Annotated in this window: 14 protein-coding genes; all 14 read right to left on the bottom strand. The window is 36.0% G+C overall.

What is annotated here, in order from left to right:
- Nucleotides 1-73: 73 nt before the first annotated feature.
- Complete coding sequence (locus tag B4K26_RS05110) at nucleotides 74-1,147, bottom strand: polysaccharide biosynthesis/export family protein (protein WP_296243941.1); 1,074 nt, start codon at nucleotides 1,145-1,147, stop codon at nucleotides 74-76.
- A gap of 490 nt (nucleotides 1,148-1,637) precedes the next feature.
- Nucleotides 1,638-3,080: a capsule assembly Wzi family protein gene (locus tag B4K26_RS05115; protein ID WP_296243943.1), complete on the bottom strand. Its 1,443-nt coding sequence runs from the start codon at nucleotides 3,078-3,080 to the stop codon at nucleotides 1,638-1,640.
- A gap of 118 nt (nucleotides 3,081-3,198) precedes the next feature.
- A complete protein-coding gene (locus B4K26_RS05120) occupies nucleotides 3,199-4,401 on the bottom strand; it encodes a DegT/DnrJ/EryC1/StrS family aminotransferase (protein ID WP_296243944.1) in 1,203 nt (400 codons plus the stop codon).
- A gap of 58 nt (nucleotides 4,402-4,459) precedes the next feature.
- A complete protein-coding gene (locus B4K26_RS05125) occupies nucleotides 4,460-5,437 on the bottom strand; it encodes an ATP-grasp domain-containing protein (protein WP_296243945.1) in 978 nt (325 codons plus the stop codon).
- A gap of 3 nt (nucleotides 5,438-5,440) precedes the next feature.
- Nucleotides 5,441-6,442: an NAD-dependent epimerase/dehydratase family protein gene (locus B4K26_RS05130; RefSeq protein WP_296243946.1), complete on the bottom strand. Its 1,002-nt coding sequence runs from the start codon at nucleotides 6,440-6,442 to the stop codon at nucleotides 5,441-5,443.
- Between the two features lie 17 nt (nucleotides 6,443-6,459).
- The gene (locus B4K26_RS05135) at nucleotides 6,460-7,656 is read right to left on the bottom strand and encodes a diaminopimelate decarboxylase (protein WP_296243948.1); all 1,197 of its coding nucleotides are present in this window, start codon (nucleotides 7,654-7,656) and stop codon (nucleotides 6,460-6,462) included.
- A gap of 9 nt (nucleotides 7,657-7,665) precedes the next feature.
- Nucleotides 7,666-8,268, bottom strand: coding sequence for a sugar transferase (locus B4K26_RS05140; protein ID WP_296243949.1), 603 nt, complete (start codon nucleotides 8,266-8,268; stop codon nucleotides 7,666-7,668).
- Nucleotides 8,269-8,541: 273 nt separating this feature from the next.
- Nucleotides 8,542-9,684, bottom strand: a complete 1,143-nt coding sequence (locus B4K26_RS05145) for a glycosyltransferase family 4 protein (protein ID WP_296243951.1) — start codon at nucleotides 9,682-9,684, stop codon at nucleotides 8,542-8,544.
- A gap of 327 nt (nucleotides 9,685-10,011) precedes the next feature.
- On the bottom strand, nucleotides 10,012-11,055 hold the full coding sequence (locus B4K26_RS05150; protein WP_296243953.1) for an EpsG family protein: 1,044 nt from the start codon (nucleotides 11,053-11,055) through the stop codon (nucleotides 10,012-10,014).
- Between the two features lie 9 nt (nucleotides 11,056-11,064).
- A complete protein-coding gene (locus tag B4K26_RS05155) occupies nucleotides 11,065-11,898 on the bottom strand; it encodes a glycosyltransferase family 2 protein (RefSeq protein ID WP_296243955.1) in 834 nt (277 codons plus the stop codon).
- A 3-nt stretch (nucleotides 11,899-11,901) separates the two neighbouring features.
- Complete coding sequence (locus tag B4K26_RS05160; protein ID WP_296243956.1) at nucleotides 11,902-13,014, bottom strand: polysaccharide pyruvyl transferase family protein; 1,113 nt, start codon at nucleotides 13,012-13,014, stop codon at nucleotides 11,902-11,904.
- On the bottom strand, nucleotides 13,007-14,269 hold the full coding sequence (locus B4K26_RS05165; protein WP_296243958.1) for an oligosaccharide flippase family protein: 1,263 nt from the start codon (nucleotides 14,267-14,269) through the stop codon (nucleotides 13,007-13,009). The genes B4K26_RS05160 and B4K26_RS05165 overlap by 8 nt, the downstream gene beginning before the upstream one ends.
- Nucleotides 14,270-15,295: an NAD-dependent epimerase/dehydratase family protein gene (locus tag B4K26_RS05170; RefSeq protein ID WP_296243959.1), complete on the bottom strand. Its 1,026-nt coding sequence runs from the start codon at nucleotides 15,293-15,295 to the stop codon at nucleotides 14,270-14,272. It abuts the gene before it with no gap.
- A 26-nt stretch (nucleotides 15,296-15,321) separates the two neighbouring features.
- Nucleotides 15,322-15,708 (bottom strand): UDP binding domain-containing protein (locus B4K26_RS05175; RefSeq protein ID WP_296243960.1); only part of this gene is annotated, 387 nt, incomplete at its 5' end.

Below are 15,708 nucleotides of genomic sequence, written 5' to 3' on the forward strand. Positions count from 1 at the left end.
TCGGTTCGCTTATTTTTTTAGTCCATTTTTCAAGGCTCGCGATGCTACTCTCAAACGCCATAACCCTTAGCGCTTAAAAGTCTGAGAGTGACCTGATCGCCGAAGTTGAGGGTAAAAGAGCACTTAGCACACGGTTCCAACGCGTTAGACCCGTAGGATCCACATAAAGAATGTCATTGGCTTGCATCTCAAAGCGGTTTGCCAATGCTAAGCCCGTAATAGTCTGCATATCGACATAATAGATATTGGTGTAGTTGTACTGTTGATTGTCACGGACAATATATACTTTGGCAGCATTGGCGGTGTTGGGATTGAGACCACTTGATTCACCCATTACGTGCGATAGACTTAGCCCCTGCTCAGGTATAGCGACTGGCGCAATTCGACCAAACTCCCCCAAAACATAGACTTTATTACGACTTTGACTATTAACATGAATGGAATCGCCATCTTGTATATAAACTTGGTTGGCAGATAGCCCCATCTGTCTCAATGATTGCAAACCTAAGCTATAGTTTTTACCTCGGCGATTTAATACAATATTATTTGAATCGCCTGTCGTAGTGGCGCCCCCTGCCATGGACAAAGCGCCATATAAGGTAACCGGTGCATCAGCAATAGAGAACTCGCCAGACTTAGCAACTTCTCCATCGATAAAGAATTTGCTACCAAGATAGTTGATGACTCGGACTTGCGGGTCTGAATATTTCAGATAGCGTTGCAACCTACCTTGCAAGACTGCAGTGAACTGCGGCACACTCATGCCACTCGCCTTCAGGCGTCCAATCAATGGAAATTGAATAAAACCCTGCTGATCGACAGTCAGGCTTGATGTTGAGGCACTGATATTCGGATAGTCAGTGAGTGCTATACTCATGACATCTCCAGCTTCAATACGGTAACTCATTGGCCTTGAAGTTTTGATTAAGTTATATAGCTCATTGTCGAGTACGGGAGCTTGTTTAGCGGGTAATGTTGCTATGTCTAATGGCTGAACACTAAAGGTAATGCCATTTTCTGCGACAAAAGCACCACTAGGTGGTAACTTGCCCGCTTGTAGTCCAGAATTAATACTGCTGCAACCAGATATGACAGTGAAGAGCATTAAGCACGCTATTATCGATAATTGAGAGGAATATCCGCGCATAATGAACTCCTTAGAAACTGAAGCTATCAGTAAAACTATTAGCGTTACCGTAATTTTTATAATATAGGGGTATTCCAGACTAACTAACTACATTACGAACAAAAGATGTCTTAGTAATAGTCCGATTTATAGTTCAAAAAACTTTTTTTAATCCTTCGGTACTTATATTTATTTTATAGAATTTACATATTCGTATATTCTTATATACTTATATAACATCTAAAAACAATTAGCAACAAAACTTATTTATTACTTACGTTATCTAAGAGGGTTATATCAAGGATGACGCAGAGACGTTATCTGATAGGAGTGATACACACAACTGCGAGGTGGATAGTTATTTAGACAAAACTGGCGTGATGGTTACTACCTTACTTTTATATCCACTCACATAATAGAAAATAAACCCTAGCAAATCATTGAATTTTGGACAAAAAAATAGGAGTGGTTACCTCAGTAACAACTCCTATTTGAATATATTCAATTGAATTTAATAAGTTTGTAGCTCAATACCTACGCCTACCCCAACATCAGTGGACTGGATATCAGAGTCGACTGCCCAAAGCCTACTAGATATCAGCGTCTTTGGATTGTACTGATGCTCCCAAGCCACATCAATACTGGTCAACTTATCAGTCGTTGGAAATGCTTGATTAATGGCTTCATCCGCTTGATTCACCTTGGCATGTTGTACTTTTGCATTGATGAAATTACGGTTATCGAGCCATAAGCGACCACCAAGCGCGATACTTTCCGCATCGCCGCCTAGCGCATAGCCTAATGGGAAACCTTGCTGATAATAGCCGTCGGTATAAATACTATGATCATAAGAGATGCCGCGTACTTCGCCACTGGTACGGGTATCAGTATACTCTGCATACAGCTGATATGGTTTACCATAAGCAGCAGACGCATAATCAACACCGGCTAAATACATATTTTTCGCGGGTAAGCCACCCGCTTCATCTTCACCCACGTATTGTGCATAAACGCCTGCAGGTACATTCACTAATGGCGCTAAACTTAAGCGCGCATCAAATCCACCCAACTGATTAGCAGGATCGCCTCGCTCGTTGCCACCATTATCTTTGGTTCCTAAAATAGCATCAGTAAAGGAGCCAAAACTCTCTGGACGACCCTCACCGCCCCACATAAAGGTACGAGAAGCTCCGACCTCTAACCACTCCCATGGGCTGGCGGTCAGCCGTGCGCCAAACAGCTTAGCATCAGGAATCGCTTCATAATCTTCAAACTGACCGGCAAATAGCTGATATTGCCAAGGTCCGACCCACGATAAATATTGTGATGTCGGTGCAGCTTGTTGGTCACGCTGCATGGTAAAACCTGTCACTGGTAAGCTTGCATCGCCTCGAATCAAGCTACCATCATGACCAGGTCCCCACCACGTTAGAATTTTACCCGCAATCAACCACTGGTTGGCTGCGGTCCCAGCAAGATATGAGCCTTCAAAGCTAACGTCTGAGCCATCTTCAATAAGTTTGTCATTTTTTAGATTGGCTTGTAGATTAAATTCCCACTCTGCTTCGCTAAGTGACACGCCAACGCTTGCTTGTTGACCCGCCAGCTTATCATCAGCAAATTTTTGTGGTAGCTGATCTCTATCGGTTTGTATATGCAAGGCGGCCGACCCTTTTACCACAGAATTGCGGTTTTGAGCCAGGCGCGTTTGTACCGACTGCAGGATCTGCTGCTGCGCAGGTGTCTGAGCATTAGCGCTATTTAAAGCGCGTTTAATCTCATTGGCTGTCAGCGGCCAAGTGCTGGTGCTAATCTGCGTGACCCCTTGAGTATTGAGCCAATCAAGATCTGCCTTAAGCTTTAGATCGTTCATATACAGGTTTTGTGCAGATGCCAACATCGACACTGAGGATAAGACACCAAAACCCAATAAAATACTTAGCTTCTTGTACATGATCAAATACTCTTTGATTAAAAGGGGTTTATTATAAAGGCTATCACTCAAACAGTAATATGGATTAACGTAATTAAAATAACGTTACTAAATTCAGTTTAACCCAACAAATTATAAATTATTGGTCATCAATCTTAATGAATACGCTATCAATCGCCTGTACTGTTTGCTTAATTTCGTCTGCCATCAACGTTGGATGCACAAGAAACATCAAGCTGGTTTCGCCGAGCTGCTTAGCGACTGGCAGTCTACCTTCAGGACGTAAACCTGTATTATCAAATGCTTTTTCCAGATAAACTTCCGAAGCGGATCCTGAAAAACAAGGAACACCTAATTTATTAATTTCTTGAATAATCTGATCTCGTGACCAGCCTTCAGGTAGGTTATCTGGCTGCACATAAACGTAGAGCTTATAATAGGCGTGGGTCGAATCTGCAAACTGCGGCGACTCTTCTAATCTTGGTACAGAAAGATAGCCTTTTGCTTCCCATTTAGCACAGATATCTAAGATCGCTTGAGCATTGGCCGTACGTTTGGCGGTCCAATCAGGCATTCTCGTTAATTGAATACGACCAAGCACCGCTTGCATTTCAGTCATGCGCCAATTGGTACCAAAGCTTTCATGCAGCCAGCGATAGCCTGGTGGATGCTCGGTCTCGTAAACCGCCGCGTAGCTTTTGCCATGGTCTTTATAAGCCCACATTTTACGCCATAATTGCTCATCATTGGTGGTGACCATACCGCCCTCACCACCGGTGGTCATTACTTTATCTTGGCAAAAGCTCCACGCACCGATATGGCCGATACTCCCCACGCTACGACCCTTATAACGTGCACCGTGCGCCTGTGCACAGTCCTCTATCACATATAAATTATGCTGTTCTGCCAACGCCATGATGCCATCCATATCACAAGGCCAACCTGCTAAGTGCACGCAGACGATACCCTTGGTTTTAGCCGTCAATACCGCTGCGATTGACTCAGGGGTGATATTACCGGTTGCTTCATCGACATCAGCAAAAACAGGTGTCGCTCCCGCATTGACGACTGATGAGATACTTGCAATAAAGGTACGCGGCGTGACGATTACCTCATCGCCTGCACCAATATATAACGCTTGTAAGGCCACGTCTAATGCCAACGTACCATTACCCATCGCAATAGCATATTCGCTATCAGCCCACTCAGCGAATTCCGTCTCAAACTGACGACACTCTTGCCCTGTCCAGTAATTTACCTTGTTGGATAATAATACTTGACTGACCGCATCGGCCTCTTGTTGGGTAAAGCTAGGCCAGGGTTGAAAGGATATATTTAGCATTTCTATACAGCCATATAAGTTTATGTGTTAAATTTTAATTACATCAGTAGGTTATACTCTATGCAAGTTCGGAGGTATGTTTTATTATGACATCGTCATACATCATCATGACAACTCCCTCATCATAATTACCGAACTCTTCAGAGTTTTCAATATTATTGATGTTGTTTTGGATTAATTCATAAAAGTTTACGCCTGCACCGTAGGCATGTAAGTATGCACCTCCAAATCTAGGATTCACTTCAGATAAGAAGTATTCTCCATCCTTGTAGAAAAAGTCTATATCAATAGGTCCATAGAAACTAAAGTGGGGGATGATTTTTTTAATTAAATCAAATAGCTTATCATCTTTAAATGAAATAGTTTTACTAGCACCACCTATCTTAGTCTCTATTTTTTTCTTAGAAAAGGCAGAGACAGCCTTATTACTAATACAGTCAACATAAACATCTACATCTATATCTTCACCATCCATGAGCTCTTGAATGATAAAGTAGTTGTCATCATGGCTATTAATACGCGCTTCAAGCTGGGTTAAATCATGTATTTTTTCTGCGCCAACGCTAGCGCTTCCTGTTCGAGGCTTAATGAATACTGGGAAGTCAATTTTATTATCTTCTAATCCAGATTTAAAATTATCCAAAGAATCGTAAGTAAGAACGGTTTTGACGTTTCTCTCAGTTAAGAATTTATACATTTCAAACTTGTCGAAGCATAACTTAGCTGTCTCGTAAGAGGGGCATAAAGGCAATACCCCGTAACTAAACAACTTGTCTCTGTTTTTAGAGAAAATCTCAATTTCAGGATCAATCAGAGTTGTTATGGCTTGTACAGAGTTATCTTTACAGAGATTAAGAATAAATGATAAGTAGGACGGATCATCTATTCTAGGTGATAGAAATGGTTTGTCTGCTGAATACAAAGCAGGAGCATAGTTACTACAATCTGTTGCTAATATCTCTGCTTTATTATTAGATTCTTTTAAGTTTTTGAGTAATTTAGCTCTACGTCCCACACTACAAAATAAAATTTTCATCAATTAATCCTCTATGAAGTCTTCTTTCTTACCCCAGAGTAGAGCAAATGGCTCATTTTCCATATCTTTTCTAAAGTCTTTCAGAGAATCTAGGTATGAATATTTTTGTGAGTAACCTAACTCACTCTCTGTTTTTGAAATATCAAGCTTTAATAGTCTAGGGTCTGGCATATTTGGTTTATATATTTTCTTAGATGGAGCACCTGTTGGTGAAAACACCTCTATGATTCCATCAATCTGCTCTTCTAGAGAAACTGCTTTTCCTCCGACATTATATATGCCTCCAGGAGCATCACTTTCAAAGCAACGCTCTACTACTTGAGTAAAGTCTTTAACGTATACCATTTCTTTAGAACGACTTGAATCTCCCCACACCTCAATATCTAGTGACTTCTGAGCCCTATCCATTAACATGCGGTAAGGCATCATTTTACGTTTAAAGTCTGCAAAGTGGTAAGGATCAGGATGATAGTTGTAAATAGTAAAAAATCTTAGATGAAATCTTTTAAAGTCATATGTTGCAGCATAATGGTCAATCAAATCAATAGCAGCATTCTTTGCTATAGTATATACAGAATGATCACCCGTTAGAGGAAAGGTTCTTGGGTCGTCCGCTTTAATTATATTAGGTGTGTTATGTTTTTGATATTGGTCATATGGTGTTTGTGGGAATACAATTCTTTTACCTCCTGCGCTTACCATATAATCTAAAACATTAATTGTGCCCAGCATAATACTTGAAATCAAAGCTTTAGGATTGTAATCAGACCTAGAAGGGAGTTTGCCAGCTAAATGGACAATACCATAAATCTCTTTAGGCAAAGTCTTAAAAGACGTGCTGTCAGTAATATCTAATGAATAGTATGTGATACCCTTAGACTTGAAAAACCCATTATCAGAAGCTCTATAACCAACTGCATGCACATCATAACCGAGTTCTTTTAGGTGAATTGAGGTGTAGGCTCCTAAATTACCTGTAGCACCAAATACGACAATTTTTTTCATAATATTGACTCGCTATTTTATTTAGTTGTTTTGTAGATATCAAAGAAGTCAGTTGCTGACCATTTTTTTCTAATTAAGCTATAACTTTTATCTTCATCTAATAAATACACATTAGGGAAGTATCTAATAAATAGAGGTGATAGAGTCATTGTATAGGCACCAACAGATTTATATAGGATTTTATCGCCTACTTGTAATAATCTTGAATCTTTAATTTCAAAAATTTTATCGTATTCAAGACAAGTACCGCCTGATATTATCTGTAGTGGTACAGAAGGTGACTTACTGCTATAAGAGTCATCAGGATATATTGAATAAAAGTAGTTTTGCTTTCTATAGAAAGGATCTAAGTCATTCCTAGAACCATCAGTTGTAATAGTATAAAAGTCTTGTATCTTTTTAACATCAATAACTTGAGACACAAAGTCTATTGCTGATGCAACAATGGCATTTCCTGGCTCAACAATAACTGTAATATGTTCTAAATCAAAATACGAAGATAAGCCCTTGCTTATTGCAGAGAAGTAGTCATTAAAAGTAGGTTTGCCTTCCATAATCCCATAAAAGCCGCCACCTATGTCTACATACTCTAGTTCTAATGAATGTTTATGTGCAAGATCTCCAATATATTTAGCTATCTCTTCATATGTTTTAACAGCTCGAGACAAAGTCGTTCTATGAGCATGTAATCCAGCTAATTTGATATTGCTGTATTTAGATATTTTCTGTAATGCAGTTTCTAACTCATCATTTTCAGGTGAAAAGCCAAAACGGCTATACCCTTCATTTTGTTTTGCATCTTCTGGTGCAAGAATATCAAGATCAATATTAATTCTGATACCTATAGAATAAACATCATCTTTAGGCAGTTCTGAAAGCCAATCAATCTCTTGCTTAGTCTCAATATTTACAATAGCCCGACTTCTAATAGCTTCTAAAAATGTTAACTTAGATTTTAATGGGCCGTTGTAGACAATATTCTTTATCTCGAAACCAACCAGTTTTGCGAGTTCGTATTCATCACTTGAAACCACTTCTGCATAACCATCATTTTCTTTTATATTTTTTAGAATATAAGGTAATGAATTGGTTTTTAAGGAATAGCTAAGAATACTATTTGGAAAATGCTTTGATAAAGATAACTTTAGGGAATGTATACTATTATCAAGAATTTCTTTCTTAATAATAAAAGCTGGCGTTTCTAAATTATGCATATTTTTTACTCAGTCTAAAAAGTCTTGTTGAGTGACAGCAAGCTCAATATCGGCAACATCGCTTTTGGTTATTATTTTTTTAATAGTTTTAAAGAAGATAATCGCATCTAATTTAAAAGATATATTATCTACGTACCATATATCCATCTCGAACTTGTCTTTCCAAGTTACTTGGTTACGCCCATTCACTTGAGCCCAACCAGTTATACCTGGTTTAACTAAATGTCTTTCTTTTTGCCTGTCTGTATACATAGGTAGATATTCTTTTAATAAAGGTCGAGGACCCATTAATGACATATCACCTTTCATGACATTAAATAGCTGTGGGATTTCATCTAAAGAGGTTTTTCTCAAAAAAGCACCTAAGGGAGTAATTCTTTCTCCCATAGGAAGTAAGTTACCTTCAGAATCCCTTTTATCATTCATTGTTTTGAATTTAATTAGTTTAAATATTTTTCCATCTTCACCTGGTCTTTCTTGAATAAAAAAAGGCTTACCGTCACTAGAGTTGTACAATGCAATTATTATTGCTAGAAACACCGGGCTCAGGACTACTATTCCAAAACATGCAAATAGGAAATCTAAAAGTCTTTTGAAAAAACTGGTATACATTTATAAAACCTTAATTATAGAAAAACTTTCTACTATAAAGATAGTAATTATCAGAAAAATTAAAAGCTAAAATATTTAAAACTCAGTAGTTTAGTATTATTAAAATAGTTCAAACTCAATCAGTTTAAAGACTACTGACCAAAAATCAACAATTTTTATTAAATAAAACTAGCGAGTCTGAGTTCTTTTCAACTTTATAAGAAGAAAGAGCATATACAGGAGATAACGCTACTAATGCAGCTTTGGCAGCGGTAATGTCAAAGAAGCATTTAATCATAAAACATTCATTTCATTGAGCATGATTTGATTGACAGTATGTACATCAAATTTATCTTCTACTAACTGACGTGAGGCGCTGCCCATCTGAACAATAAGCTCTGGATTCAAAATAAAACGCTCCATCGCAGCAGCTAATTCGTCTACGGCTTTGACAGGGACGAGATAGCCATTGTAGCCGTCAATAACGGTTTCACGACAGCCTGGTGCATCAGTGGTAATAATTGGTCTTCCCATTGCCATAGCTTCTAATACGGAACGAGGCGTACCTTCACGATAGGAGGGTAAAACATAAATAGAGGATGCAGTAATCGCTGGTTTTACATCTTTTACACTACCCCAATAATTAAATAACCCTGTACTAAGCCAGTTATCTAGTTCTTTCTGGCTAATTGCACTAGGATTAGAGTCTATAGACCCAACTAAATCAAACTGCGCTTGCGGGTATTTAGCTTTAATCAGTCGAGCCGCTTGGGCATACTCTCTCAACCCTTTATCTCCTAGTAGACGCGCTATTAACAGGAATTTAGGTTGTAACTGATCATTAATAGTAGGTAAAGGCTGTAAGCTATACTCGGAAATATCAACTCCTGAGCCATTCACAACTTTAGTCGCGGCAGTAGGCTTTAGAATACCCATAGATTTAAATAAGGCTTCGTCATCAGGATTTTGGAAAAATACTTTATGTGTCGATGCTAGTGCAACGGAATACAGCTTATGCATGACTTTTTGTAAATTAGACTTTTTATAGTCTGCCTCATCTGCGCCTTGAAAGGCATAGCCCAAACCTGTAATGAGCGCAAATCGATGCGGAACACGGGCGATCTTAGCGGCTAATGAGCCATAAATAACTGGCTTAATGGTATAACCCATCATGTAATCAGGTTTGATCTTTCTCATCAGATGATACAAGGCTACCAAGGTTTTTGCGTCTGCTGAAGGATTAGTACCTGTGCGCTGCATAGGTATATCATGCACTTGGTACCTTAAAGAATGGAGCTTCTCCAACTCATCTTTATGCTGACTAAACTCGGGAGCAGCGATATGTATTTCAAAACCAGCCCCCTGTAAAGCTACCATTAGTTTTCCACGAAAATTTAGGATGGAAGGTACTGAGCTCGCTATTATTAGGAACTTCATAGTATATACCTTTAATAATATATAGTTTATTGACTTTAGAACCGATACATTGCAACTAGTATATTTTTAAAATATAAGTTGCAATGTACCTTTGAGTGTCAATATAACAGGCAAGAAAATTTTATGCTTTTTAAATACTAATATCAATGTATCTATTATGTATCGACATAACCATAATAGATTGTTTTTTCCAAAATTATAAATCGCTATAATCAGTTAATAATAAAAAGAGAACAGCTCATACTATTGGATAATTTAAACACCACATTCAATCTCATGTATAAGGTAGATTATAATATTCACGATATCACCTAATGTAAGAATTATTTAGTACATATAGCTACTTATCGAAAAATAATAATTTATAAATAGAAAAATTGAGAAAAGAGGTAGTGAATAATGAAGCAGATATCTAGGTCTAACAAAGGTATAAATAAAAAATATCAAAAGTAGAGGAATCAACATCCAAAAAGTAGATAGCAATCGATCAGAAAAAGGAATATAACCTATTAAGAAAAAAGGAATAGTAGTTATAGTTGAATAATAAAAAAAGTTATTAAAATACTTACTATTCAACCTTTTTTTTGATATATACAATAGAGAGACGAACAGTATAGTAAAAAATGCAAAGTCGTATCTTATACCTGCCTCATATATATTTGAGGCATTATTATCGTAAGTTAAATAACTATTATATTGGTCAGCACCAAACGCACTTAAAGATATAACATTAGAGATCATTCTATTTATACCAGTTAAATAACCTACTATTATGAAAAAATAGAATTTTAAATAGAGATTTTCAAATTTTCTATATCCTTTCTCATTAAAAAATGAAAAAACAAAAAATAATATAACAAACTGTATATTTGTAATGTGTATCAAAGAAGCTAATACTGCAAAAAATGCGCCTGAAAACTTATTATTAGCAGAAAAAAAATGTATAGATAAAAAAATTAAAGGTATAGATAGCCCAGCTCTTATGATGTTTAACTGAGCACCCCAATAAAAGGGGGATAAAAATAGCAGATTTAGCATTATTACTACTAGAGAAGTAATATATATTTTTTTCTCTATTACTCTCTTCATTATAATATAGCATGAAAGAAGTAATATAAAACTAGATAAAAATGATACTATCACTAGAAAGCTTTTGGATTTTAATCCTAAATATACAGCTATTTTAGCTAACAAAATAAAAATTGGATCAGAAAAACCTTGGTATGTATATCCTGAAGATATAGCATAGTAAAAATTATAATAGTTTGAAGTGTCTTTACCTATATGTATATCACGATTGCCGATAATTAGCGAATTAGTTACTGAATAGATGAGAAATATATATACATAGTAAATATCTGCAATCTTCATACAGCTCTCTTAAATGTTTCTAATAAAAACAATCAAAACTCTTCTAATAAATCTAATACAAGAAATAGAAGTGTATATAAAAAAACAAGATAGTTTTATAAAACCTTTCTTATAAAGAGTTTTGTAAGACTTTAAATTACCTATGAACATTTTAGATAGATTTGAACTCAAACCTGAATCTCCAAAAACACTCTTAAAATAAACAGTTAATGAAGTTTCAATCTTAACAGCCTTATGACCAGAAGATATAATTTCACTCCATAGTAAAAAATCTTCAGAGTACCTTTTATTTTTTTCAAATCTATTATTAATAGTATTTTTAATCATAACTGTAGAAGTAGCAAATCTATTCCTTAAAAGCTGTCTTTTTTTTGTAATAACCATAAAGTTATTAAATATATCTTTTTTTATTTTAGATGTATGTGACATATTACATAACATGTTTTCATCTTTGGCTACTATATATTTATGACCACATAAAATTAGATCAGGATCACTTTTGAAAAAACCATATTGAATTTCTAGTTTATTCGGAAGCCACATATCATCGGCATCTAAGAATGCGATAAATTCTCCAGATGCTTTTAACCATCCAAGATTTCGAGCTTCACCAGCTCCACTATTCATTTGCATAGTGAATAATAGTAAATTAATATCTGTTTTATTGCTAGTAATTTCTACTAAGCTTTTAATAAATTCAGATGCAGCTTCAGAGCTCTTATCATCTACAATTATTATTTCTTTTGGCTGAAGGCTTTGACTAATAACAGAGTTTACGGCTCTTTCGATAGTATCAACAGAATTATAGAATGGGACAACGACACTTATATTTGCTCTATTCATAAATTATACCTCGCGACATACCAAAGGGTTTTCGCTAATGTTCATTAGTGAGTTTTTATAGAACTCTATAGTGTTCATTACTTTCTTATTTTCATTAAAACCGTCGGTTATTTTTTGTGCTAAAAAAACCTTGTCTAAAATATAATCATGAGTAATATCACCGATATAGTTTAGAAACTCAGAGCATTTTTCATGATACTCATATAAAAAGAAAGGCGTCTCTACCAAATATGCTGTTATAGCTCCATGCAACCTAACACTCACAAAAAAATCTAATGAAGATATTAGCTTCCATGTATTCTCTACGCCTATTTCTAAGTAATATATAATCTTGCAATTTACTCCTATTTCTTTAAGTAGTTTTTCTGTTAACTTACATAAACCTACATCCCCATTACTACTATTTTGATTCAAACATATTATACTAACCTCAAAGTCTAAATGCGTTGATAAGTATTTCATATTCGAAACAAAGTTATCAATGTAGCTTTTTGACTTTTCCAAATCATTAAGATTACAAGGTGAAAATCCAATATTTTTACTTCGTCCTGATTTAACTATCTTCTCGTTAGTATCAAAGTACTCTAATCCTAGACCCGCCAAATCTCCAGCTAAAACAACTTTAGCATCGATATTAAAGCTTTCGACCCTATCAAAGGATTTTTGATCTCTTAAAGCTATATATTCATAATTTCTTAGAATTTCAATAGCTCTTTTTTCTGCGGCTAAGGTATCAAAAGGTCCTACTGAAACTCCTAAAGCGTGAAATTTATACCTATTGCAATTCATAAGGTACATTATATCTTTAACTGACCTGTTTGGGCTAGAGTATAACGAGCCACCACAAAACATGAAATAATCAGCATGTACAGTTGCATGCATATAATGAGTTAATCTAGTTATTTTACCAGTTAGGTTGAAATTGCTATATTGTTTTGAGAGTCGGTTTAACTTTAGTTCGTCTCCACTACCGTTATTAACTATAGTTGGACCTACTAGCTCACACTGTGCTGATACTAATTTTTCGTTAATAGCTTTGTAGCTCAAGAGTGAAAATAAATCATCACCATAGTTATTCATACCGTAATAACCAGTTATTTTTATTTTTTTATGCATGAGACCCTCTAAAATTCCTATTTATTATGTTTACAAACAACAAGCTGATAAAAATCTCTACTAATATAATAGATATTACTGCTCCTTCTATACCAAATAATGTAATTAGTAAAAAACTTAAAGAAACATTTAATACAGCAGCATACATCATTATTTTAGACTTAATGTTAATTAAATACTTAGTAGTCATAAGTGCGCCAGAGTTTAAATTAAGATATTTTATTAAAACAACTATACTCATCAGGTAGAAAACTTTTATCGCCGGCAAATACTCTACACCAAAAAAATTAATTAAGAAAAACTTAGCAAATATAATGTTTGATATTGCTGCTACTAAGCCAATAAAAAACCAAATAACTATATTTTTAATGTAGAATTTGTAAGCTCTTTTCTTTTCATGTATTGCCCAATAATGTATCTTAGGCATAAGGAACTTTTGAAAGAATACGCTCGGTAATAGACAAAAAGCAGTTAAAAGAGTCATGGCTAAACTAAAGTATGCAACTGCTTCGTAGCCTTCTATAAAGCTAAGGATAAGGATAGTACTTTGAAAGTAAATGAGATAAAAAATGCCATTCAGTCCAAAGGGTATAGAATTAATAATCAATGCTTTAGAGGTTACAGGATCATTAGCTAAAGAAATTGGAACATCTAATAACTTTATCTTACCAACTTTCATTTTGTGTAATGAATTCAACGAAAATGTCAATACAAATAATCCTGTCAATACATAAGCAATTCCAATGCTATTTAAGCTTGAACCTAATAAAGTTACAGAACCAAGTATAAAAATTAATTTTATCAGATTTGGCACTGTCTGCCATAGAGAAAAAAACCTAAACCTGCCTTGTATTTGAAAGTACAAGATCATAAAGCTATTATATGATACGGACAACATGTAAACGAAGAAAAAACAATAGATGTAAAAATAGTTGAAACCATCGTTTTTTAAATAACCTGTGAACTGTAGAATAACAAAAGCCAGTGTAGCGCTAAACAACAATGCTAAATAAACATTATCAAGCCATCTTTTTGCATCATACCCTTCTTCTGCATAGGCTTTCAGCATGAAGCTCGAAACTCCAAATCCTATAATAGGTGTTAATAGGTTTACAAGGTTTAATATTGAGGAGTAGAAACCATAATCTATAACAGATAGCTTTTTTGCTAAATATATTTGAATTAGGAAATTAGCTCCGCTTCCAAGAAGAGTACCCAATACAAGCAATGCAAGATTAATTAGCTTATTCTTCATTTATACTTTACCAATATACCAAGGCATTGCTCTTTCAATACCTTGAACAATATCAAACTGTGGCGCATAGCCTAACGCATTCTGTATTTTATTGATATCAGCCTGACTATGGCGCACATCCCCTTCACGGAAGTCTCTATAGACAGCACCCTGCGTATACTCTACCCCATTGACCGCTAGATTCTCTTTTAGAGCAGTAAATAGTGTGTTTAAGGTAGTACGTCCACCGACCGCCACGTTATACACCTCGTTTTTAGCGCTATCATCAGCCGTCGCTGCTAATATATTAGCCTGTACCGCATTTTCAATAAAATTAAAGTCCCGACTGGTATCGCCATCACCATTGATATATACCTTATCACCAACGATCATAGCAGCCGTCCACTTTGGTATCACCGCAGCATAAGCGCCATCCGGAGTTTGACGCTTACCAAAAATATTGAAGTAGCGTAGACCAATGGTCTTAAAGCCATAACTACGTGCGAAGACATCCGCGTATAACTCATTGACATACTTAGTCACTGCATAAGGTGATAACGGATTGCCAATGTTTGCTTCGACTTTAGGCAAAGCAGGGTGATCACCATACGTTGAGCTGCTAGCGGCATAAGTAAAACTCGTTACTTTTGCATCGCGCGCAGCAACCAGCATATTCAAAAACCCATCAATGTTAGCACTATTGGTTTTGATAGGATCAGCGATAGAGCGCGGCACCGAACCCAGTGCTGCTTGATGCAACACATAGTCCACGCCTATACATGCTGCCTGACAGTCATCTAGATTACGAATATCACCTTCTATAAAGGTAAAGTTCTGCCACTGATCTTTGCTTACCAAACCTTGTACTTCATCTAAATTATGCTGAAAGCCAGTGGCAAAATTATCTAAACCGACTACTTTTTGATTTAGTAATAATAGCTCTTCTAGTAAATTAGAACCTATGAATCCCGCTACCCCAGTAATTAACCAAGTTTTAGGTGCTTGCGCTAAGGAGTCTTTGACTTGTTGGTACGCTGTCGCTGTCATAATGTTTCTCTTATAGCTTTATGTGATTACAGACGAATATCAGTGTCTTCTCTAGTGAAGACATACTTAAGATCATAGAGTACATGCTCTGCTTTACCGAAGTTTCTGATGTGCTCAGCTCCCATATCAACGAACTCGCTATGCGCTACCGCTAGGATAATACCATCGTAGCCATTAGTTATAGGCTGCTTGATCGGTGTAATATGATACTCACGCTGAGCCTCACTGCTATCTACCCAAGGGTCATAAACATCGATATTGATATTGTATTCTTCTAACTCATGGACAATGTCGATGACTTTAGTATTACGCACATCTGGGCAGTTTTCTTTGAAGCTTAATCCTAAGACCAGGACTTTGGCCCCTTCAACCTGAATACGCTTTTTAATCATGGTTTTGACCAACTGCGTGAC

It is taken from the genome of Psychrobacter sp. UBA6766, from assembly GCF_002453355.1.
Taxonomy (GTDB): Bacteria; Pseudomonadota; Gammaproteobacteria; order Pseudomonadales; family Moraxellaceae; genus Psychrobacter.

Coding starts and splice junctions, on each gene's coding strand:
- B4K26_RS05110 (WP_296243941.1), bottom strand. CDS start 1,147: ATGCGCGGATATTCCTCTCAATTATCGATAATAGCGTGCTTAATGCTC.
- B4K26_RS05115 (WP_296243943.1), bottom strand. CDS start 3,080: ATGTACAAGAAGCTAAGTATTTTATTGGGTTTTGGTGTCTTATCCTCA.
- B4K26_RS05120 (WP_296243944.1), bottom strand. CDS start 4,401: ATGCTAAATATATCCTTTCAACCCTGGCCTAGCTTTACCCAACAAGAG.
- B4K26_RS05125 (WP_296243945.1), bottom strand. CDS start 5,437: ATGAAAATTTTATTTTGTAGTGTGGGACGTAGAGCTAAATTACTCAAA.
- B4K26_RS05130 (WP_296243946.1), bottom strand. CDS start 6,442: ATGAAAAAAATTGTCGTATTTGGTGCTACAGGTAATTTAGGAGCCTAC.
- B4K26_RS05135 (WP_296243948.1), bottom strand. CDS start 7,656: ATGCATAATTTAGAAACGCCAGCTTTTATTATTAAGAAAGAAATTCTT.
- B4K26_RS05140 (WP_296243949.1), bottom strand. CDS start 8,268: ATGTATACCAGTTTTTTCAAAAGACTTTTAGATTTCCTATTTGCATGT.
- B4K26_RS05145 (WP_296243951.1), bottom strand. CDS start 9,684: ATGAAGTTCCTAATAATAGCGAGCTCAGTACCTTCCATCCTAAATTTT.
- B4K26_RS05150 (WP_296243953.1), bottom strand. CDS start 11,055: ATGAAGATTGCAGATATTTACTATGTATATATATTTCTCATCTATTCA.
- B4K26_RS05155 (WP_296243955.1), bottom strand. CDS start 11,898: ATGAATAGAGCAAATATAAGTGTCGTTGTCCCATTCTATAATTCTGTT.
- B4K26_RS05160 (WP_296243956.1), bottom strand. CDS start 13,014: ATGCATAAAAAAATAAAAATAACTGGTTATTACGGTATGAATAACTAT.
- B4K26_RS05165 (WP_296243958.1), bottom strand. CDS start 14,269: ATGAAGAATAAGCTAATTAATCTTGCATTGCTTGTATTGGGTACTCTT.
- B4K26_RS05170 (WP_296243959.1), bottom strand. CDS start 15,295: ATGACAGCGACAGCGTACCAACAAGTCAAAGACTCCTTAGCGCAAGCA.